This is a genomic window from Tenacibaculum haliotis (genome assembly GCF_025215075.1).
GTDB classification, from domain to species: Bacteria; Bacteroidota; Bacteroidia; order Flavobacteriales; family Flavobacteriaceae; genus Polaribacter; species Polaribacter haliotis_B.
The window spans coordinates 321,843-342,664 of record NZ_JAOBTH010000028.1 but is presented as its reverse complement, the minus strand read 5'-3'; the positions used below and the strand labels follow the sequence as shown (position 1 = coordinate 342,664).

Here is a 20,822-nt window from a genome sequence, read left to right as displayed (position 1 = left end):
ATAAAAAAATGGCAACAGCAGTAGGTAAAAAATTTCCAGATTTAAATGTAGACGCAATGAACGAGATGGGAGATACGTTCAAATTAAATGTGTTGGAAGAAGCAGTAAATAACAAGAAAAAAGTATTGTTATTCTGGTATCCAAAAGATTTTACATTTGTATGTCCTACAGAATTACACGCTTTTCAGGCAGCTTTAGGTGAATTTGAAAAAAGAAATACAATTGTAATCGGAGCTTCTTGTGATACTCCTGAAGTGCATTTCGCATGGTTAAATCAACCAAAAGATAACGGAGGAATTGAAGGAGTTACTTACCCTTTATTAGCTGATAGCAACCGTAATTTATCATCAATCTTAGGTATTTTAGATATTACTGATGAGGTTTTTGACGAAGCTACACAAACAGTACAAGTTGTTGGAGATAATGTAACTTACAGAGCTACGTATTTAATAGACGAAGAAGGAACTGTTTTTCATGAAGGAATTAACCACATGCCAGTTGGTAGAAATGTAAATGAATTTTTACGTTTAATTGACGCTTATGCTCATGTACAAACAAACGGAGAGGTTTGTCCTGCAAACTGGGAAGAAGGTAAAGATGCTATGAAACCAAATGCAAAAGGAACTGCTGAATATTTAGCATCACACTAATATAATACTATGAAAGGAATCTAGTTCGTGTACTAATTGGGGGATGAAATACACGGACTCCTTTCTCATAAAATAAAATTATGGTACAAGAATTAAGTCAAGATAATTTACAAGAATTAATTGCAGGAAATAAAACTGTTGTAGTACAGTATTCTGCAACTTGGTGTGGTAATTGCCGTATAATGAAACCTAAGTTTAAGAAGTTAGCTTCTGAAAACGAATCAGTTATTTTCGTAATTGCAGATGCAGAAAAATTTCCTGAAAGTAGAAAATTAGCAGACGTTAGTAATTTGCCAACCTTTGCAACTTTTGTAAACGGTGTATTTGTAAATCAAACACAAACCAATAAGTTTGATGTGTTAAAAGATTTAGTAAACGAAGTAGTATAATTTCTATAGAACTTAGTAAAGTAGAGAAATTGTATTAATAAGGTCTCGACTTAACTAGACCTAAAAAATAGAAAGTAGTTATGAAATTACCTGTTATAAAACATTTGACTTCATTTATTGAGGAAAATGATCAAGACTATATACTTGAAACAATTGAAACATTAGAAGCTTTAACGGAAGTTTCGTCTTTAAAAGATGAAGAGTTAGATGTTATTGGTGAGTTGATTTCAAACATGTATGGTGCTCTTGAGGTTGATAAAATGGTTAAAGATGGTACTCCTAAAAAGGAAGCGTTAAATAATTTTATGAAACGTGTTTTAGGAGCTATTGATAAATAATTTTAAGATTGATATACAAAAATCCCGAGTATTAAATACTCGGGATTTTTTTGTTAAATAATTTGAGACATTGTACTAAAACCTGTGTAAGTTCAAAAACTCATAATTAGATTATTTATAGTTTAATCCTGATTTTGAAATACAACTAAAAATTGATTTAGTATAATACCTCAATTTCTAATAGGCATTGTCTATTTTTTAGTAATTCTTCTTAGTGCTAAAAAGACCAGTTTCATTATCGCTTCATCCGTAGGGAACGACAATTTTTTTTTGGTATGCTGTCTAATTTTTCCGTTTAGGTTTTCAATAAGATTAGTGGTGTAAATTATGGCTCTTATTTCAATAAGAAAATCAAAAAACACGGTGAGTTCATTCCAGTCGTTTTAACAACTTTTTATGGCATAAGAATATTTGTCGTATACTTTATTTTAAAGTCTTTTTTTTTTTTGTTTGTTTGTAAGTGGTTTAAAAACAGTATTTTATGCGTGGTCAATATTTGAGTAACCGAGTTCGGTAAAATGGTTTTTATAGTGCCTGTAAAGCTATTTGAATATCAGTTGCAGTGATTAATGTATCTTGTATTTCTCGGGCTTTTATATCTGTTAAAACACTCATCCAAAAGGCATATAATTCTTTTTTACCATCAGTTCTAAGTCCAAACAGTAGTGTAAATGGTTTATTGATGACTTTGGATTTTTTTCAAGCTCTAGAAAGTCCCTTGTTATTTTCAACGAAGAAAACCTTTTAGAATTCAACAGTGGTTTATTACAAAAAATGCGGAGAATTAGGTGTAATAGTTAGGTGGTAAATATATAGGGTATTCTTAAAGAGGATAAAACTCTAAAAGAATACGCTATTAAAAATAATTTTAAAAATTTTGAGGAAAGTGTTCTTTCAAAATATCGTTTAACATATTATTTGTTAAAGGTTTTGGATTAAAACGGCTTACATATTCTATGTCTTTAGCCTTTTCCACGTCTACAGGATCTGTAGATGTTGATAGCATAACAACAACTATTTTGGCTTGTTGTTCTTTATTTAGCTTATTATAATGCTTTAAAAAACCCCACCCATTCATTCCATGCATATTAATGTCTAAAAAGATAATGTCTGGTTGTACGTTTCCTTTATCATCAATAGATAATAAATAGTCTAAAGCAAGTTGTCCGTTTTGTTTGCAAACGATAGTGTTCGTACAATCATTTTTTTTTATAATTAATTGATGCATATAGTTCGTAGCCTCGTCATCATCAATTAATAAAATGCAATTTAATTTTTTTTTCATAATTTATTCATTTAGAATGGTAAAGAAGAACTTACTTCCTTTACCGGGTGATGATTCTATCCAAATTTCTCCGCCGTGTGAGTTAACGATTTTTTGGCAATGCGCAAGGCCAATTCCTGTTCCTTCATATTCATTCTTTAAATGTAGTCTTTGAAAGATAGCAAAAACCTTTTTTTGAAACTCTTCAGCAATACCTATTCCGTTATCTTCAACACAAAACTCCCAAAAAGCACCTTTTTTTCAGCATTAATTTTTATAATAGGAGCACGCTCTTTTTTTCTAAATTTTATGGCATTTGTAATTAAGTTTTGAAACAATAATCTAATTCCAGTTTTAGACCCTTTTAAAACAGGTAGTTCTTCTGATTTAATTGAAGTATTTGTTTGTGTTATTGTTGTATTTAAATCTGTTATAATATTTTTAAGTATTGTATTGCAGTTAATGGTAGTTAGTTTTTGTTGATGTCCTAATCTCGAATATTCTAATAGAGACTTGATAAGAGAACTCATTCTACCAGTTGCTTCAGTGATAAATTTAAAACTCATCTTTGCTTGTTCATCAAGTTTGTCGCTATATTCTTCTCTAAGAATATCAGAAAAACTAGTAATAGTTCTTAAAGGCTCTTGTAAATCATGAGAGGCGATGTAAGCAAATTGCTCTAATTCTTTATTTTTTTGCTCTAAAGATTTTACATATTTAGAGTTTAATAACTCTTCAGCTTCTTTTTTCTTAGTAATGTCTAGCTTAATAGCCATGTATTCATCAATATGTCCTGCTCTCTTTTTTAACGGAACAATAACAGTATCTGTCCAATAAAAAGTACCGTCTTTTGCTCTATTTTTTACTTCAGCAAACCAAGGTTCACCTTTAGATACTTTTTCCCAAGCACCTAAGTAAAAAGATTCTGAATGATAACCAGAACTAACAATTGTACTTGTATTACCTATAACTTCAGCTATTGGGTATTTTGAGATTTTACAAAAATTATTGTTTGCGTATTTAATAACTCCGTTTTCATCAGTAATAGCTACAATTGCAATCTGATCTAAAGCGTATTTAAATTGTGTTAACTCTTCGTTTTTATCAACGATATTTTCTTTAAGTTTTCGTCTAAATCGATTTGTTTTATTTAAACCTAAAGAAATATTATAAATATAAATAAGGCTTAAAAAAATTAGGACAGCAGTATGTGTAATAAGACCAAAATGAGGGTCTATAACTTTATCGTCTATAAATTTAAGTAATAAAATACTCGACAGAATAGGTATTAGTACAATGAAAGGCGTTAAACTACGTAAAGATTTACTACCGATATTATTTCCAAATAACATTTGATAAAAATGCAGATTAAAAGAATTAAAAACTACGAGTAAAGAAATAAGTAGAAAACTTACAGAGGTTTGTGTGGACATTGTTTTAAAGAAAGATATTCTTTCTTCGATAGGAATTTGAAATATAGAGAGAATAATAGAAAAAATAGATAAAAATAATGGTATGAAAATAGCATATCGCACAAATTTTTTAGTAGTATTATTGAGGAGTTTTAAACCAATAAAACTTATGCTTAAAAAAACAAAACAGAATGAAGTTGCTTCAGACATTCTTCCAGGAAGTTCTTCTGTAAAAGTGTCTGTTACTAAAAAATTACCCGTATTAAAATTGTAAGTAGTGTAATACTCTAGTAATGTGGCTGTACTTAATCCAAATATAAATAAGGTAATAACGAAGCATAAAATAGTAAACAACTTGTCTTTGTTATCATATATAAGTAAAATAAATAACGATAATAAGAATAAAAAAGCAGTGTTAAATTTGATTGAAGCTATACTATCCGTAAAATAAAATAGCGGGATTTTAAATGTCCAGGCTACTGTTATTAGAATATTATGTAAAAGGAGTAAGGCTACTAAGGTTAATTTAAAATTATTTTTTGTTGCAAAGTCAATAAATTTAGGGATGTATTTACTAGGCATATATAATAGTTTATTTAGTATTGATGAAAGAAAGTATTTTTTTATATTCAAGAATACTTTCTTGATAGTTTTTAAATATAACTGTACAGAAGGCTTTTATTTTTTCGAGTTCACTATTTGTAGCGCTTAATTTTTCAACTTTAGATAAAAGGTCTTTAGAAGAAATACCCATGATAGCAAAAGACGATTTTAAAAAGTGAGCAGCAGCTTTAATTTCTATAAAATCATTTTTTTGAACGCCTTCCTTTAGTTCAGCTATTTTTTTGGGACTTTGCTTTAAAAAAAGAGAGATCATCATTGCGATTTGCTCTGGGTCACCATCTAATTGTTCATTCAAAAAAGAAGTATCTACAATGCTACTTGGGTTCCTTTTTTTATCAAACATTAGTTAAATTTTAGTAAGTTCGTAATTCCCTTTAAATACCATATATGTATTATCTATATAAAAGTAAATATACTAAAAGATAGAACATTAATGAGTTATAACAAAAAAATTGTAATAGCAGAAGATAATTCGATATTTTTAATGCTGATAAAGTTAAAATTAGAGAAAGAAAAATGTTATGATTTATTTATTGCCGAAGATGGTAAAAAAGCAATTGAACTAATTGAAACGCATAAGCCAGATTTAATTTTAACAGATATAATGATGGATTATGTAAATGGTTTAGAAGTTATAAGCCATGTTAGAAATGTACTAAAAAAACAAACCCCTATAATTGTTTTTTCTGCAACAGGACAAGAAGAGATGGTCATAAAAGCCTTTAAATTAGGAGCTAATGATTTTATGAATAAGCCATTAAGTCCAAATGAATTGATTATTCGGGTAAAAAGAGCGCTTTTGTAAATAATTATCATAATTTATGATTTTCATCTCTTTAGATTTTTACTTTTTTAAAGATTATCCCATTTTTGTAAAAATAGTTTGGATACTCGCTGTTGTGTTTTTTATTTTCTTATCAATAGCTATCATATATTTAAAACGTTTAAGAACACGCATAAGAGAGCGTCAGATTTACTTAAAAAAGCAGCAAAAAAAATACGAAGAACTTATAATTTCTTATTTATATGCAAATAAAGAAAGCTTAGAGGTAAACAATGCCCAAAGGTTAATTATTAAGGAAATTAAATTTTCGTTACAAAAAGTATATAACAGACGAATTCTTACAGAAGCTTTATTAAAATTTAAAGGAGAAGTTTCTGGTCTTATGGAAGAATCTGCGAAAAAAATGTACCGAGAAGTAGGTTTGTTAAAGCAAACAAAATTAAGGCTACATTTTAAAGAATGGCACATTATAGTTATTGCTATAAGAGACTGTAGAAAGTTTGGAATAGAAGAAGAGAGAGAAAGGATAAAAAATTTTTTAAACCATGAAAATGCTGAAGTTCGCAGACAGGCCTATTTATATTTTTTAGAATTATTTGGGTTTGAAGGCCTAGACTTTTTAAATGAGCTAAAAGTGTCAATATCTCTTTGGGATGAAATTGGTATTTTTGAAGCACTCTCAAAATTTAAAAATCAAAAAACGCCAAGTTTAGATAAAATAACAAAGTGGTTAAGATCTAAAAACGTATATGTAGTTGGTTTTGCTCTAAATTTTGTTAAAATATATGGTTTATTAGATACAAAAAACGAAATAATATTATTACTTCACCATGAAAGCGATGATATTAAGTACAAAGTAATTAATCTTTTAAAAGATTTTTATGCCATAGAAGCTAAGCCCTTACTTAAAATAAGTTTTGAGAGTTTTAATACAAAAGAACAAATAGCAGTTTTTAAATATATTGAAGAAATTCATTCAATAGAAGATGAATCATTTATATTACAGCATGTAAATAATACTGTATTTGAAATTAAAGTTATAGCCATTAGGATTTTAAAAGAAATAAATTTTAAAAGTTTCTTAAAATTAAAAGAAGAGCTAAAAGATGAAAATAGTATTAGAATTATAAATTACACTGAAAATAATTTATAGAATGAGTCAAGCAGAAATAATATCACTTATAGTAAATATATTTCAATATTTATTTCTGATTTACTCAGTATTAATATTCACATCCTATATTCTTTTATCAGCATATTCAAGAGTAGAAACTATTAATTATTTTAAAAAAAATAGTTATGTAAATTATAAAGATATTCTATCTTCAGAGTTAGCTCCGTCAATTTCAATAATAGCACCCGCTTACAACGAAAGTTTAAATATTGTAGAAAATATACGATCACTACTATCTACCCATTATGTAAATTATGAGGTAATTATAATAAATGACGGAAGTACAGATGATAGTTTAGATAAATTAATAAAAACCTATCAATTAGAAAAAGTTGATTATTTAATTAATGATTCAATTGAAACGAAGCCTTTAAGAGCAGGTGTTTTTAAATCTAAAAACCCTGCCTTTAAAAACTTAATTATTGTAGATAAGGAAAATGGAGGTAAAGCAGATGCTTTAAATACTGGTTTAAATATCAGTAAAAATGATTATGTAGCTTGTATTGATGTTGACTGCTTGTTGGTTGAAGATTGTTTACAAAAAATGATTAAACCTTTTTTAGAGCATACCGATTTAAAAGTAATTGCTTCTGGAGGTGTAATAAGAATTGCTAATTCTTGTAAAATAGAAAACGGTAAATTGATAGATGTAAATTTTCCAGATAACTTACTGGTTAGGATGCAAGTGCTAGAATATTTACGTTCTTTTTTATTAGGAAGAATGGCATGGAGTAGGCTAAACGGATTGCTAGTTATTTCAGGTGCATTTGGTATGTTTGATAAAGATATAATGCTAAAAGTTGGTGGATACGATACAAAAACGGTAGGTGAAGATATGGAGGTTGTAGTGCGGATGAGGAAGTATATGGAGGAGAAAAATGAAAAATATAAAGTAGCTTATATTCCAGATCCTTTATGTTGGACAGAGGCTCCGGATAATCATAAAATATTAATTTCACAACGTAATCGTTGGGCTAGAGGAACTATAGAAACCTTAAAAACTCACCGAAATATTGGTTTAAATTATAAATATAAAGTGCTAGGGTTGTTAAGTTTTCCGTATTGGTTTTTGTTTGAAAGAATGGCGCCCATTGTAGAATTAATAGGGGTGTTTTTTTTTATATTCTTGGTGATTGTAAGAGACTTACAAGAAATGTATATTCTTGGCTTTTTTCTTGCGGCATACTTAAGTGCAGTTGCATATAGTTTGTTAGCTATTTTTACAGAAGAACACACGTATCATCAATATCCTAAAAAAGGAACAGGGCTTAAGTTGATGTTAACTATTTTTTTAGAGCCTTTTTTGTTACACCCAATTACACTATATGCGGCAATAAAAGGTAATTATGATTATTATTTTAATAAAAAGAAAAAGTGGGGAATGATGACAAGAAAAGGGTTAAATAATTAATAAAATAAATTATGAGTTTTTTTAATAAAGAAGAATTATTAATATATTTAAAGTCAATATTTGCATTATTAATAACGTTTTTATTATTAAGTTTTGTTGAAATTGTAACTAATTATGATAGTGACAAAACTATAACGATAGTATTGCAATTAATAAGTTTTAAAATTTTAAATAATTTTATAGCAACCTTACTTATAGGTTTGTTTTTTTACCCGATTTATTTAGTAATAAATTTAAAGAGTAAAAAACTGGCAAATATTTTTGTGCTAATAATAGGCGTGTTACTTATATTATTAGAATTAGCGTTAATACAATATAGTATAAAAACGTTATTGAATCTTGGTGCAGATTTATTAGGTTACTCAATTGATGATATGTTTATGACGGTTTCATCATCAGCTCCTTTTTCGATTTTAAATCTTATAGCATTATTCATATTTCCAGTATTTTTTTTGATGTTAAGACGGTTTCTAATCAACAAGATATTAGATAGTCTAATAGTGAAAATTGTAATATTTTTATTGATAACTTCATTTTTAGCTAAGTTTTTAATTGAAGAGTTTAGCGATGCTAAATATCAGAATAAAATAAAATTTTTGGTTTCAGATATTATACAGTTTAAATTTAGTAAGTATGAATCTGATTCTTATGAAGTTTCAGATGTAAATGAATTTCCGTTATTAAAACCATCCGAAGCAACAAAAGATGTTTTAAAACCATTTTTTAATATAGAATCAAATAAAAGACCAAACATTGTTATCGTATCTTTAGAAGGATTGGGAGCAGAGTTCGTAGATGGAAGAAATTACAGTGGCTTTTCTCCTTTTATGGATAAGCTAATTGATAAATCATTGTATTGGGAAAACTTTGTAAGTACAACAGGAAGAACTTTTGGAGTTTTACCGTCATTATTAGGGTCACTTCCTTTTGGTAATACAGGCTTTTTAGAAATACCAGAAACACCAACGCATGTTTCGTTATTTAGTATCTTAAAAGAAAATAACTATACAACTTCTTTCTATTCAGGTTCGCAATCTAGCTTCGATAATGTTATCAATTTTTTAGAATACCAAGGTGTTGATTTTGTAGTAGATGAAAATAAGTACGGTGAAGGATATCAAAAAATAAAAGGTAATTCAGACGGTTTTTCTTGGGGATATCCAGATGCTGAATTGTTTAGAAAAATGATAAGTACTTTAGATGAAAAGAAAGGGCCAAGGTTAGATGTTATTATGACACTTAGTAATCACAGTCCGTTTGAAATTCCAGAAATAAATAGATACAGAACAAAAGTCGATAGTATTGTCGAATTCAATAAAAAAATACAAGTTTCAAAAAGTGAGGTAAATAAATATAAAGATATTTATGCAGCACATATTTACGTAGATGAATCTGTTGAGAAATTCATGAAAGATTTTGAAAAAAGACCAGATTATGCAAATACTATTTTTGTGTTTACAGGAGATCATCGAATTGTACCCATAGAACAAAAAGATAAACTATGTAGATATCATGTTCCTTTAGCTATTTACAGCCCGATGTTAAAAAAACCAGTACGATTTAAATCTATTTCATCTCATTGGGACGTTGCGCCAAGTTTAATGTCTTTCTTATCTAATAATTATGAGATAGAAAATCTTAGTAAAACTGCTTGGATGGGTACAGGTTTAGATACAACACGTCATTTTAGAAATACACACGAAATAGGGTTGATGCGTTATAAAGGTGGCTTAAAAGATTTTATTTATAAAGAGTATTTATACAATGCAGGTGATTTATATAAAATAGATGCTTCTTTTAATACAAAGAGAGTCTCTGATGATGAAATGTTGAAAACGGTAACAGATGCCTTTTTAGAATTTAAGAAAATAAATAATTATATCACAACAAAAAATAAAATATATCCAACATCTGTAGGAGGTAATGTAAAATCGATAAAGGTTGAGTTTTCAGAAGTAGAAAGAACATATATAAAAAAGGTATCTAAAGACAAAACAATGGATGAACTCTTTCTTATAGCAAGAGATAAAGCCTTTAAAAGCGAGCGAGAAAATGCAAGATTGTTATGTGATTATATTTTGAATCAATACCCTAATCATACTGATGCTAGAACCTTAAAAGGAAGGACTTTATCATGGGATGGAAAGTATAAGGAAGCAGAAAAAGAATTTTTAAGTGCAATAAAAAGAAAGCCCTTTTATTACGACCCTTATTCGGCAATTTTAGATTTATATTGGTGGTCTAATGAAGATGAAAAGGGAATCGATATTGGAAAAAAAGCATTAAAAAATAATATTAAGAATCCAGAAGTAGCTTTTAAAGTCGCAAAAGCATATGCACGTTTAAATAAAAAGGCAATGTCAATTAAAATGATGGATAGCATTTTAAAAGTTCACCCTAAAAATAAAGAGTTTATAAAATATTATAAAAGTTTAAAATAATGAAAATGACACAGGTAAAACAACTTCTTTTTTTACTCTTTTTTATAAGTACTCAGGTAACTTTTTCACAAAAAAAAGTGTTTGTAGGAAACCCAGATACTGCTTTTGAAAAAGCTCGAAAATTAGCATTTAATAGTAAGCGAAAACAAGCACAAGATTCCTTAAAATTTATATTAACATCATATCCAAATTATTTAGATATTCGTGCTTTTTTAGCCAATACCTATTCTTGGGATGGTAGTTATAAATTAGCGAGAACAGAGTTTGACTACGTCTTAAAAAAGAATCCGAAAAGGAAAACTGATTGGATTGCTGCTATAAAAAATGAATTTTATGCCGATTTACTTTTCAATGCAAAAGAACTTATTGAAAAAGCGTTGGAAAACTTTCCTAACGACCCAGATATTCTTTATCAAAAAGCTAGGTATGAGGAAAGATTGTTAAAGCCAAGGCAAGCACTTACTACTGTAGAGGGTATTTTAAAGCTCGATGAAAATAATAAAAAAGCGATTTCGTATAAAGAAAGTTTGATTAACACCTTAAGATTAAACACTGTGGGTATTAGTTACTCAACGTTAATATATAATAAAAACGAACGAAGTACATCACATTTCAGTACCATAAAATATGGTAGACAAACCAAATATGGTAGTATAACAGGAAAGTTAAATTACTCAAGAAGGTTTGAAACCAATAGTTATCAATATGAAGTTGATGTGTATCCAAGAATTATGCCTGGTATGTATGCGTATGTAAGTGCAGGTTTTTCGAATAGCGGACTTTTTCCAAAAGTAAGATACGGGGCAGAGTTGTATAAATCTTTACCTAAAAGTTTTGAAGCTTCTCTAGGGTTTAGAGGATTAAAATTCTCTGAAACTACTATTATTTATACAGGATCTGTAGGTTGGTATACAGGTAATAGTTACTGGTCTTTAAGAACCTATGTTACACCAGGTGATCCGGGAGCAAGTAAGTCGTTAACATTAGCATACAGAAAATACTTTAGCGATGCCGATAATTATTTTAGTTTATCTGGTGGTTTTGGGTTTTCTCCTGAACAAGAACGTTTTCCTGTAGATGAAAATAATGCAGCAGTATTTGATTTAAAATCTCAGAAAATTGGAGGAGGATACTATTTTTCTTCAAAAAATAAGAAAAATTATTGGGGTACTTCTTTAAATGTTTCAAGAGAGGAAATAAGTTATGATCGTGGCGAATATTTTTTAATGTATTCGATAGGTGTTTCTTATAGTTTAAGGTTTAAGTAAATAACTTAAAAATGTAAAAAGAAACGGAATAAATAGATATCTATTTATTCCGTTTCTTTTTGTTCGTTCATCTTTTTTACAAGCGCTTTTAAACGCTCTTTATTTCGTTGTTTTTCGAGTTTTACCTTGTTCTCTTTCTGTTTCATTAAGCGCGTATGTTTCGCTTTATTTACAGTGTTTTTTGCTTTTCCTTTTTTAGGCATTTTTAGATTTTTTTATAGCTAATAATCCGAAGAAAGTAATAAATCCGTTTAACACTAAAACAAAGAATCCGAAGTCGAAATTTAACTGCGACTTGCTAAAAATACTTATCAAATAAGTAAGTATTGGCGATGCAATGCAAATAGCAGGAACTAACTTGTCTTTTACATTTAGTTTGGTAAATAATCCGAAGGCATATAAACCTAATAATGGACCATAAGTATAACCCGCAAACTGAAATATTTTAGCAATCACACTGGCATCAGCAATAAAATATTTAAAAACTAAAATCGTTGCAATTAATAGGAACGAAAATAAGATGTGTATTTTTTTTCGTGTTTTTATATTTTCTTGTTCATCTCCTTTTTTATCAATTTCTAAAATATCAATACTAAAAGAAGTTGTTAAAGAGGTTAATGCGCTATCTGCACTTGAGTATGCGGCAGCAATTAATCCTAATAAAAAGAATAATGAAGTTGCTAAGCCTAACTCGCCACTCATGGCAATGGTTGGAAATAATTGATCTTTGTGTGCGTTAATTTCGTTTGTAGTGGCAAAATCGGTTAATAAAACACCCAATGCTAAAAAGAAAAAATTTACAATTACTAGCACAAGCGTAAACCAAAACATATTTTTCTGTGCATCTTTTAAGTTACGACACGTTAAGTTTTTTTGCATCATATCTTGATCTAAACCTGTCATTACAATAGCTATAAACGCACCTGAGAAGAAGCGATTCCAAAAGTAATTTCCAGATTTCCAATCATCAAAAAAGAACATTTTAGATAATTTATTATCGGATATGTAAGAGCTTAAGCTTTCTATTTGCATTTCATCTTTAATGGTAACAATGCAAACTCCTACGGCGATTAGCATAAATAAAGTTTGCAAGGTATCCGTCCAAACAATCGTTTTTATTCCGCCTTTAAAAGTGTACAGCCAAATTAATAAAATAGTAATGGTTACGGTTACCCAAAACGGAATTCCGTATGCATCAAACAAAATTAATTGTAATACATTGGCAACTAAAAATAATCGAAAAGCAGCACCTACAGTTCTTGATAGTAAGAAAAAAGAAGCTCCGGTTTTATAGGAATATCTACCAAAACGATCTCCTAAATAGGTGTAAATAGAAGTAAGATTAAGTCGATAATATAACGGAAGTAATATCAAGCCAATAACTGCATACCCAACAACATAGCCCAATACCATTTGCATATAGCTCATTTGCTGCCCTTCAATCCAACCAGGTACAGAAATAAAAGTTACACCTGATAAAGAAGCGCCAATCATACCAAAGGCAACTAAATACCAAGGAGAAGAGTTATCTGCTTTGAAAAAAGTGTTATTGTTTGCCGATTTACCTGTGATATAAGAGATAAGAATTAGTACCCCAAAATAGGCAAGAATAAGGAGTATTATGTGTAGTGGTTGCATACAGTTTAATTATGAATTACGAATGTACTAAATTGTAATTGTAAATTAAATGTAAAGCGTTTAATAAATGTTAAGTGAGCGAAATTGAAAGATTTCGATTTCGCTCATTTATTTTAAGATTACATTTCTATAATTACGTCTTCTATATTTTTACGAACCTTTTTTAGGTCTTTCATATAATCGTCTTCAGCTCTAAAACCAACAGGTAATACTAAAACAGATGTTAAATTATGTTTGTCTAAACCTAAAATTTCATCGTATTTTTCAGGAATAAAACCTTCCATAGGGCAAGAATCTATTTTTTCATTTGCCGCAACAGTCATCAAATTACCTAAAGCTATATATGCTTGATTTTTGTTCCAAATAGTTAATTCTTCTTGCTTTTTACTCGCTATTGAAGCACTCAGCATTTCTTTAAACGGATTTAAAATAGTATCAGGAGTATTTCTGATGTTTTTTACCAATGAAAAATAAGAGTTAATATCTTTAGTAGTGTATTCTTTAGGAATACATAAAACCAACACATGTGATGCTTGTACTACTTGTGGCTGATTCCAAGAATGAACAACTAGTTGCTCTTGAATTTCTTTATTTTTAATTACAACCATTTTAATTGGTTGCAATCCGTACGAAGTAGCTGTTAAGTTAAAAGCTTCTTTTAAAATGTTTATTTGTGCTTCTGAAAGCGATTTATTTTCGTCGAATTTTTTAACAGCATAACGCCATTTTAAATTTTCTATACTGTTCATTCTAATTTATTTAGATTACAAAATTACAATAGCTTTTTATATAAACTACGATTTGATTATTATAAAAATTGATGCACTAATAAGTTTAACCTTTTATGCTGTTTTACTCGAAGACTGTTAAATTATAATAAGTTGCTTTTTTATGATTGATGTTTTTGTTATAGTGTTTAGAATGTTGATAAAAAGAGATTTAGTAATATTTTTATATCTTAAAGGTCAAAAAATAATTGCTAACTCCGGATTATGAAAGAAGATTTTCTACACTTTTTATGGCAAAACAAGTTGTTTCCTTCGGGTAATTTAAAATCCACAGCTAACGAAACGATTCAAATTATTAAATCTGGGACTCATAATTTAAACGCTGGGCCAGATTTTTTAAACGCCCATCTTAAAATAAATAATCAATTATGGATTGGGAATGTTGAAATTCACATCAACTCATCTGATTGGTATTTACATAAACACGAAGAAGATAAAAACTATGACGCCGTGATTTTACATGTTGTTTGGCTGTATGATTCAGCTATTTTTATGAAAAATAATAAGCCATTGCCAACTCTTGAGTTAAATGATTTAATTGATAAAAACTTATTGAATAATTATCAATCGTTATTTTCTAAACAACTCCGTTGGATTCCGTGTGAGGAACAAATTAGTGAAGTAGATTCTTTCTTGATGAGTAATTGGTTAGAGCGATTGTATTTTGAGCGCTTAGAAAGTAAGTCGGTTTTGGTAAAAGAGTTATTAGCGAAATCAAATAATGATTTTGAGAGCGTTTTATTTCAGTTATTAGCTAAAAATTTTGGATTGAAAATTAATGGAGAAGCTTTTTTACAGTTAGCGCAATCGTTTGATTTTTCAATTTTAAAAAAAGTTCGTTTTAATGAATTGCAATTGTCAGCTTTATTATTTGGGCAAGCAGGGTTTTTAGAAGGTGAAGCAGAAGACCCTTATTTTATTCAATTAAAAAACGAGTATGAATATTTAAAACATAAATATAAGTTACAGCCAATTTCTAATGGTTTATTTCAATTTTTTAGAATGCGACCAACAAATTTTCCGACTATTCGAATAGCACAGTTGGTAGCGTTGTTTTTTAAACATCAAAATTTGTTTTCTAAACTGATGGAATTAAATAAACTAGAAGATTTTTATAATTTGTTTTCAGTAGCAATAGCTGATTTTTGGAAGACACATTATACGTTTGAAACCGAATCAAAAAAATCAGCAAAAAAACTCACAAAATCATTTATAGATTTACTATTGATTAATACCGTTTTACCGTTAAAGTTTGTGTATGAAAAAAGTAGAGGAGGAGTAAATAGTGAAGCTTTTTTTAAATTGATGCAACAAATTAAGCCAGAGAAAAACTCAATAATAACTAAATTTTCAGATTTAAAAATCCCTGCTAAAAATGCGTTTGAAAGTCAGGCTTTATTAGAACTTAAAAACAATTATTGCGCAAAGAAACGTTGTTTACAATGCGCAATAGGTACTAGTTTGTTAAGAAAGTAATAATGTTATATCGAGCGGAATCGATAGTTAAAGATTACTCGAGATACTATTATTTTTTAGGATTTAAAATTGCATTAATTTTAGCGATACAATCTTTGTAATGGTATTTTGTAATACTGTTTACAGCTCTTTTACTAGCATTGTTTGTTAAATATTTTAAAGAAACTAACTCACCGCGAGAAATTGAAGAAATGTCAGAGTTTTTAGCGCTCTTACTATTTAGTAAAATACCTAGTCTGTCAATAAAATTCTTTTGTAAATTTCTTCTGTAAACAGTTACGTTTTTAGTTGAATTAGCTTCAGAGAAAACACCTTTTCTAAGGTCTTTAACCATATCTGCTGCTGCATAAAAATCATCACTAGTAACTTCTGAATTTGTCATTCTTTGCAAGCGTGATTCACTCAGTAAACTACTTAAATGACGATTTTGTAAACGTCCCATTCTTTCAACATAGCCCGTGTGATTAATGTTTGCCAAAATATTTTTATCTAACAACCAATTTGGTGTTGTGAAGGTGTTTTTTAATAACCAATTTAACGATTCTTTTTGTTTGCTTTTTGATAATACAGAATACACATTACCTTGTTGATTAGGTTTTTTATTATCTTCAAAAACACCACCAATATTACCAACTACATGGTTTATATAGCGATTCCAAACACTTAATAATTCACCGTATAATTCATTTAAATCGGCATAATCATTGGTTTGGTCAGAGGTCCATTGAGGTAAATTTGTAGCAACGATTTTTAGGTTTTTAATTCCGTAAGTACTTGCTTTTATTAAGTCGTTTCCAATACCTTCTGTTTGAGAAGCAGGATCAAATCCACCTCTACGTTGATACCCAAATTTATAAATAGGATCACCTGCTTTTTCATCAATCCATTTATCTAAGGTTTTTACTTCATCTTTAGGAGTAGTAGCATTGGGAATTACACGATATCCCCAATTGATAGAGTAATGGTCGTAAGGGCCTAATTGACGAATAAAACGAATGTTTTTATCTTCAGGTTGTGCTACGTAATTATAACGAGCATAATCCATAATAGTTGCTGCGATTCCATTTTTTTGAGTAAAATCACCATCTCGTAAAGACTCTGTTGGATAGGCATAACTTGCAGCCATATTATGAGGTAAACCTAATGCATGTCCAATTTCATGTGCAATAACCATGCGCATCATTTCTCCAATTTCTTCGTCAGGAGTATCTAAGGTTCTGGCAGAAGGATTTGCAGCACCAGTTTCTAATAAATACCTGTTTCTGTATGAACGTAAATGATTGTGATACCAAATAATATCACTTTCAATAATTTCACCAGAACGAGGATCAGAAACACTTGGCCCAACGGCATTTCTTGTAGTACTTGCCACATATCTTATTGAAGAATATCTAATATCTTCCATGCTAAATTCTGGATCTTCTTCCTTGCTCGGTGGCATCTTCGCCATAATAGCATTTTTAAATCCAGCAGTTTCAAAAACTCCAGCCCAATCATCTACACCTTGTTTTATGTACTTGCGCAATTTTTTTGGCGTTGCCGGATCTAAATAGTAAACAATCGGTTTAATAGGTTCAACCAATTCACCTCTAGCGTAAGCTTCTTTATCTTTTGGTTCTAACCTCCAGCGGCTAATATACCGTTTGCTATCTGCTTTTAATTTTTCTGAATTATAATCTACAGTTCCAACAGTAAAATACCCAACACGTTTGTCAAATAAACGCGGTGTCATAGGTTTTTCTGGTAGTAAAATCATTGATTGATTCATTCTGATACTAATGGTACCTGCGTTTCTACTTGAAGGTGGTTTACTAGCATCGAAAGTAAAATCTTGTATCACTTCAATATTTTTAGGATAACTTTTTATGGTATTGATAAAGCTTCTTTTACTATCCAATTTTTTTACTTTGTATTGGGTTCTTGATCTACTTCCGATTCCGCTAATTGCTTTAACATCTGACGAGAAAAATTTAGTAACGTCAATTAAAACAGCAGAAGAATCTTTGCTTTCTGTTTTGATGTCAAACGCATATAAAATAGGTTCTAAATTATTTGATTTCACCGATTTGTAAATTGGTAAAGAATCGTTTGCAATGGCATTATAAGATTTTATTTTTAGGAGGATTTTCTTTTTAAATTGTTCCCAAACGACAACTTGTTCGTTTGTTTTTGAACCAGCATTTATGTATCCTCCTCCAAAATTTGAAGGCAATTCTTTAATTCGGCTTACTAAAAGCATTTCTTTTCCGAATAAATTTTTCGGAATTTCATAAAAATACGTTCCGTCATTTTCATGAACTTTAAATAAACCTTCGTCAGATTTCGTGTCTTTTTTTACAAAATCCGAGTATTTTTTTGTTTTATTTTTAGGTTTGGATTTCTCGGTTGAAGTTTCTTTTTTATTCTTTGATTTTCGCCTTTGTGCATTTGTTTGTGAAGGAAAAATAAATGCTAATAATAAAGATAGTATTAGTAGTTTTTTCATTGTTTGTATTGAGTTTTTAATATAAAATTCACTAAAATACCAAAAAGGTAGAACTTTTAAACTTGTTGTTTTGTTAAAAAAAATCCCAAACATTTACGTTTGGGATTTTTAAAGATTATTGTAATATTATGCTTAGTACAAGCTTTTAAATTTAGCAGGATTTGCTTCATTCATAATCTCGTATACTTTCTCAAAAATATCTTCAGCAGATGGTTTAGAGAAATAATCTCCGTCTGTACCATAAGCAGGTCTATGTGCTTTTGCTGTTAAGGTTTGTGGTTTACTATCTAAGTGTTTGTATCCGTTTTGATTTTCTACAATTTCTTGTAATAAATAAGCAGAAGCTCCACCTGGTACATCTTCATCAACTACTAGTAAACGATTTGTTTTAGCAACCGATTTTACCGTATCGTGATTTAAATCAAAAGGTAATAAACTTTGTGCATCTACAATTTCGATATCGATACCTACTTGTGCTAATTCTTTAGCAGCCTCTTCTACAATTCTAAGTGTAGAACCGTAAGACATTACAGTAATATCGGTTCCTTCTTTTACTGTTTCAACAACACCAATTGGCGTTTTAAATTCTCCTAAATTGGTAGGTAATTCTTCTTTTAAACGGTAACCGTTTAAACATTCTACCACTAAAGCAGGATCATCACCTTCTAATAAAGTGTTATAAAATCCGGCAGCTTTGGTCATGTTTCTTGGAACCAATACATGAATTCCGCGAATATTATTAATAATTCCTCCCATTGGTGAACCAGAATGCCAAATACCTTCTAAACGGTGCCCACGAGTACGAATAATTAATGGTGCTTTTTGCTTACCAAAAGTACGGTAACGAAGTGTTGCCAAATCGTCACTCATTATTTGTAAAGCGTATAATAAATAGTCTAGATACTGAATTTCAGCAATTGGACGCAAACCACGCATTGCCATTCCAATACCTTGACCTAGAATTGTAGCTTCACGAATACCTGTATCAGAAACTCTTAGTTCACCATATTTTTCTTGTAAACCTTCTAAACCTTGATTTACATCACCAATATATCCAGCATCTTCTCCGAAAATTAAAGCTTCTGGGTATTTGTTAAAAATAGCATCAAAATTATCACGCATAATAACACGTGCATCTACTAAGTTTTTCTCCGCAGCATATGTTGGTGCTTCAGCAGTAATTTTTTCTGTAGCTAATGCTGTTTCACTTAATAGGTGAGCAGAAAATTTTACAGCAGCATTATCTATAGATGCTTTAATAAAGTTTTGAAGTGTTGTTTTTTCTGCAAAATCTTCATCCTTTAAATAACGTAATGTTTTACGGGCAGCAACCAAAATATCTTTTCTGATAGGTTCAGTAATCGCCGATAAATCATTTTTATATTTATTGATAAATGAAGCATTGTTACTTTTTTGAGCTACTTTTTCTAGCAAATCAACAGCAGCAGTAACTTCTTCTTTTATTTCATTTGTGTAAGCACTCCAAGCATCACGTTTTGCTTTGCTAACTTCTTTTTTAGTTTCTTTATCTATTTTTATTAAATCCTCTTCAGAATCAATAAATTTTAAAACAGTTCCGTCTTCATTTTGTAATTCGAATTCTAAAATCCATTTACGCATTTGAGCAAGACAATCAAATTCTTGTTCCCACTGTAAACGCTCTGCAGATTTATATCTCTCGTGAGATCCAGAAGTAGAGTGTCCTTGTGGTTGTGTTAATTCTTTTACATGAATTAAAACAGGTATATGTTGCTCTCTTGCAATTTTTGAAGCTTTGTTATAAGTATCAATTAATTGTACATAATCCCATCCGTTTACGACAAAAATTTCGTAACCGTTTGTATCGTTTTCTTTTTGAAATCCTTTTAAAATTTCAGAAATACTTTCTTTTGTTGTTTGATGTTTTGCGTGTACTGAGATTCCGTATTCATCATCCCAAACATTCATTACCATTGGTACTTGCAACACACCAGCTGCATTAATGGTTTCGAAAAATAAACCTTCAGAAGTACTTGCGTTACCAATGGTACCCCAAGCAACTTCGTTACCTTTATTAGAAAAATCAGTAAAATTATCTAAACCCTCTACATTACGATAAATTTTAGAAGCTTGTGCTAAACCTAATAAACGTGGCATTTGACCTGCGGTTGGAGAAATATCTGCAGAAGAATTTTTCTGAGCAGTTAAGTTTTTCCAATCTCCGTTTTCATCTAAAGAATGTGTAGCAAAATGTCCTCCCATTTGACGGCCAGCAGACATTGGCTCGGCAGTAATATTTGTATGACCATATAAGCCTGCAAAAAATTGTTGAGGAGTTAATTGGTTAATTGCCATCATAAAGGTTTGATCACGGTAATAACCAGATCTAAAATCTCCATTCTGAAAAGCTTTAGCCATTGCCAATTGTGGTACTTCTTTACCATCACCAAAAATTCCGAATTTAGCTTTACCAGTTAAAACTTCTCTACGCCCTAATAAACTACACTCTCTACTTAAGCGAGCAATTCGATAGTCGTTTAAAACTTCATTTTTAAAATCTTGAAAAGAAAGTTGTTGAGTGCTAGCTATTTCGGTATTTTGCGTCATTATTTTCTGATTTTGGTGTGTTTACAAAGATAGTTTTTTTAGTTGAAATTTAAAAATTTCAATTTTCACTGAAGATTCTTCAAAAAAATAGCAA

At 29.7% G+C, this 20,822-nt stretch carries 18 protein-coding genes and 1 pseudogene; 9 read left to right on the top strand and 10 right to left on the bottom strand.

Annotated elements, in window-relative coordinates; translation table 11 throughout:
- Positions 1-8: 8 nt before the first annotated feature.
- The 3 genes from N2251_RS11175 (at position 9) to N2251_RS11165 (ending at position 1,377) form a co-directional block, all read left to right on the top strand.
- Positions 9-650 (top strand): peroxiredoxin, encoded by a 642-nt coding sequence (locus N2251_RS11175; RefSeq protein WP_260586797.1) that lies wholly within the window; start codon positions 9-11, stop codon positions 648-650.
- An 80-nt stretch (positions 651-730) separates the two neighbouring features.
- Positions 731-1,039, top strand: coding sequence for a thioredoxin family protein (locus N2251_RS11170; protein ID WP_260586796.1), 309 nt, complete (start codon positions 731-733; stop codon positions 1,037-1,039).
- An 80-nt stretch (positions 1,040-1,119) separates the two neighbouring features.
- Positions 1,120-1,377 carry a DUF6952 family protein gene (locus N2251_RS11165; protein WP_260586795.1) on the top strand — a complete coding sequence of 86 codons (258 nt, stop codon included), beginning with the start codon at positions 1,120-1,122 and terminating at the stop codon, positions 1,375-1,377.
- Between the two features lie 170 nt (positions 1,378-1,547).
- On the opposite strand, the pseudogene N2251_RS14065 reads toward N2251_RS11165, so the two are convergent.
- From N2251_RS14065 to N2251_RS11145, 5 genes and pseudogenes are all read right to left on the bottom strand, one after another.
- Positions 1,548-2,076 (bottom strand): annotated as a pseudogene (locus N2251_RS14065) (transposase); the annotation flags it as partial.
- Between the two features lie 169 nt (positions 2,077-2,245).
- A complete protein-coding gene (locus tag N2251_RS11155) occupies positions 2,246-2,662 on the bottom strand; it encodes a response regulator (protein WP_260586793.1) in 417 nt (138 codons plus the stop codon).
- 3 nt (positions 2,663-2,665) lie between these two features.
- Positions 2,666-2,854: a sensor histidine kinase gene (locus tag N2251_RS14015; protein ID WP_376741007.1), complete on the bottom strand. Its 189-nt coding sequence runs from the start codon at positions 2,852-2,854 to the stop codon at positions 2,666-2,668.
- Positions 2,855-2,856: 2 nt separating this feature from the next.
- The gene (locus N2251_RS11150; RefSeq protein WP_260586792.1) at positions 2,857-4,635 is read right to left on the bottom strand and encodes a sensor histidine kinase; all 1,779 of its coding nucleotides are present in this window, start codon (positions 4,633-4,635) and stop codon (positions 2,857-2,859) included.
- Between the two features lie 10 nt (positions 4,636-4,645).
- Positions 4,646-5,020: an Hpt domain-containing protein gene (locus N2251_RS11145; RefSeq protein WP_260586791.1), complete on the bottom strand. Its 375-nt coding sequence runs from the start codon at positions 5,018-5,020 to the stop codon at positions 4,646-4,648.
- 90 nt (positions 5,021-5,110) lie between these two features.
- Here N2251_RS11145 and N2251_RS11140 point away from each other — a divergent pair, with 90 nt between their 5' ends.
- Genes N2251_RS11140 through N2251_RS11120 form a run of 5 tightly spaced genes read left to right on the top strand, consistent with a single transcriptional unit; the run spans position 5,111 to position 11,755 of the window.
- Positions 5,111-5,482 (top strand): response regulator, encoded by a 372-nt coding sequence (locus N2251_RS11140; RefSeq protein ID WP_260586790.1) that lies wholly within the window; start codon positions 5,111-5,113, stop codon positions 5,480-5,482.
- Positions 5,483-5,498: 16 nt separating this feature from the next.
- Positions 5,499-6,614: a hypothetical protein gene (locus N2251_RS11135; protein WP_260586789.1), complete on the top strand. Its 1,116-nt coding sequence runs from the start codon at positions 5,499-5,501 to the stop codon at positions 6,612-6,614.
- 1 nt (position 6,615) lies between these two features.
- Complete coding sequence (locus N2251_RS11130) at positions 6,616-8,046, top strand: glycosyltransferase family 2 protein (RefSeq protein WP_260586788.1); 1,431 nt, start codon at positions 6,616-6,618, stop codon at positions 8,044-8,046.
- 11 nt (positions 8,047-8,057) lie between these two features.
- Positions 8,058-10,487, top strand: a complete 2,430-nt coding sequence (locus N2251_RS11125) for a sulfatase-like hydrolase/transferase (protein ID WP_260586787.1) — start codon at positions 8,058-8,060, stop codon at positions 10,485-10,487.
- A gap of 5 nt (positions 10,488-10,492) precedes the next feature.
- Positions 10,493-11,755: a YaiO family outer membrane beta-barrel protein gene (locus N2251_RS11120; protein ID WP_260586786.1), complete on the top strand. Its 1,263-nt coding sequence runs from the start codon at positions 10,493-10,495 to the stop codon at positions 11,753-11,755.
- 44 nt (positions 11,756-11,799) lie between these two features.
- Here the strand turns inward: N2251_RS11120 and N2251_RS11115 are convergent, their stop codons facing one another.
- From N2251_RS11115 to N2251_RS11105, 3 genes are all read right to left on the bottom strand, one after another.
- A complete protein-coding gene (locus N2251_RS11115; protein WP_260586785.1) occupies positions 11,800-11,958 on the bottom strand; it encodes a hypothetical protein in 159 nt (52 codons plus the stop codon).
- Positions 11,951-13,393 (bottom strand): sodium:solute symporter, encoded by a 1,443-nt coding sequence (locus N2251_RS11110; protein WP_260586784.1) that lies wholly within the window; start codon positions 13,391-13,393, stop codon positions 11,951-11,953. Before N2251_RS11110 ends, N2251_RS11115 begins: the two co-directional genes overlap by 8 nt.
- 119 nt (positions 13,394-13,512) lie before the next feature.
- The gene (locus N2251_RS11105) at positions 13,513-14,142 is read right to left on the bottom strand and encodes an NAD(P)H-dependent oxidoreductase (protein ID WP_260586783.1); all 630 of its coding nucleotides are present in this window, start codon (positions 14,140-14,142) and stop codon (positions 13,513-13,515) included.
- Positions 14,143-14,385: 243 nt separating this feature from the next.
- Between N2251_RS11105 and N2251_RS11100 the strand changes: the two genes are divergently transcribed.
- A complete protein-coding gene (locus N2251_RS11100) occupies positions 14,386-15,657 on the top strand; it encodes a DUF2851 family protein (protein ID WP_260586782.1) in 1,272 nt (423 codons plus the stop codon).
- Positions 15,658-15,706: 49 nt separating this feature from the next.
- Here N2251_RS11100 and N2251_RS11095 read toward each other — a convergent pair whose 3' ends face one another.
- Both N2251_RS11095 and N2251_RS11090 read right to left on the bottom strand, forming a co-directional pair.
- Positions 15,707-18,142 carry a zinc-dependent metalloprotease gene (locus tag N2251_RS11095; RefSeq protein ID WP_260586781.1) on the bottom strand — a complete coding sequence of 812 codons (2,436 nt, stop codon included), beginning with the start codon at positions 18,140-18,142 and terminating at the stop codon, positions 15,707-15,709.
- Between the two features lie 132 nt (positions 18,143-18,274).
- Positions 18,275-20,728: an alpha-ketoacid dehydrogenase subunit alpha/beta gene (locus tag N2251_RS11090; protein WP_260586780.1), complete on the bottom strand. Its 2,454-nt coding sequence runs from the start codon at positions 20,726-20,728 to the stop codon at positions 18,275-18,277.
- Positions 20,729-20,822: the final 94 nt, after the last annotated feature.

Coding starts and splice junctions, on each gene's coding strand:
- N2251_RS11110 (WP_260586784.1), bottom strand. CDS start 13,393: ATGCAACCACTACACATAATACTCCTTATTCTTGCCTATTTTGGGGTA.
- N2251_RS11125 (WP_260586787.1), top strand. CDS start 8,058: ATGAGTTTTTTTAATAAAGAAGAATTATTAATATATTTAAAGTCAATA.
- N2251_RS11130 (WP_260586788.1), top strand. CDS start 6,616: ATGAGTCAAGCAGAAATAATATCACTTATAGTAAATATATTTCAATAT.
- N2251_RS11095 (WP_260586781.1), bottom strand. CDS start 18,142: ATGAAAAAACTACTAATACTATCTTTATTATTAGCATTTATTTTTCCT.
- N2251_RS11145 (WP_260586791.1), bottom strand. CDS start 5,020: ATGTTTGATAAAAAAAGGAACCCAAGTAGCATTGTAGATACTTCTTTT.
- N2251_RS11155 (WP_260586793.1), bottom strand. CDS start 2,662: ATGAAAAAAAAATTAAATTGCATTTTATTAATTGATGATGACGAGGCT.
- N2251_RS11120 (WP_260586786.1), top strand. CDS start 10,493: ATGACACAGGTAAAACAACTTCTTTTTTTACTCTTTTTTATAAGTACT.
- N2251_RS11150 (WP_260586792.1), bottom strand. CDS start 4,635: ATGCCTAGTAAATACATCCCTAAATTTATTGACTTTGCAACAAAAAAT.
- N2251_RS11175 (WP_260586797.1), top strand. CDS start 9: ATGGCAACAGCAGTAGGTAAAAAATTTCCAGATTTAAATGTAGACGCA.
- N2251_RS11090 (WP_260586780.1), bottom strand. CDS start 20,728: ATGACGCAAAATACCGAAATAGCTAGCACTCAACAACTTTCTTTTCAA.
- N2251_RS11135 (WP_260586789.1), top strand. CDS start 5,499: ATGATTTTCATCTCTTTAGATTTTTACTTTTTTAAAGATTATCCCATT.
- N2251_RS11140 (WP_260586790.1), top strand. CDS start 5,111: ATGAGTTATAACAAAAAAATTGTAATAGCAGAAGATAATTCGATATTT.
- N2251_RS11105 (WP_260586783.1), bottom strand. CDS start 14,142: ATGAACAGTATAGAAAATTTAAAATGGCGTTATGCTGTTAAAAAATTC.
- N2251_RS11115 (WP_260586785.1), bottom strand. CDS start 11,958: ATGCCTAAAAAAGGAAAAGCAAAAAACACTGTAAATAAAGCGAAACAT.
- N2251_RS11170 (WP_260586796.1), top strand. CDS start 731: ATGGTACAAGAATTAAGTCAAGATAATTTACAAGAATTAATTGCAGGA.
- N2251_RS11165 (WP_260586795.1), top strand. CDS start 1,120: ATGAAATTACCTGTTATAAAACATTTGACTTCATTTATTGAGGAAAAT.
- N2251_RS11100 (WP_260586782.1), top strand. CDS start 14,386: ATGAAAGAAGATTTTCTACACTTTTTATGGCAAAACAAGTTGTTTCCT.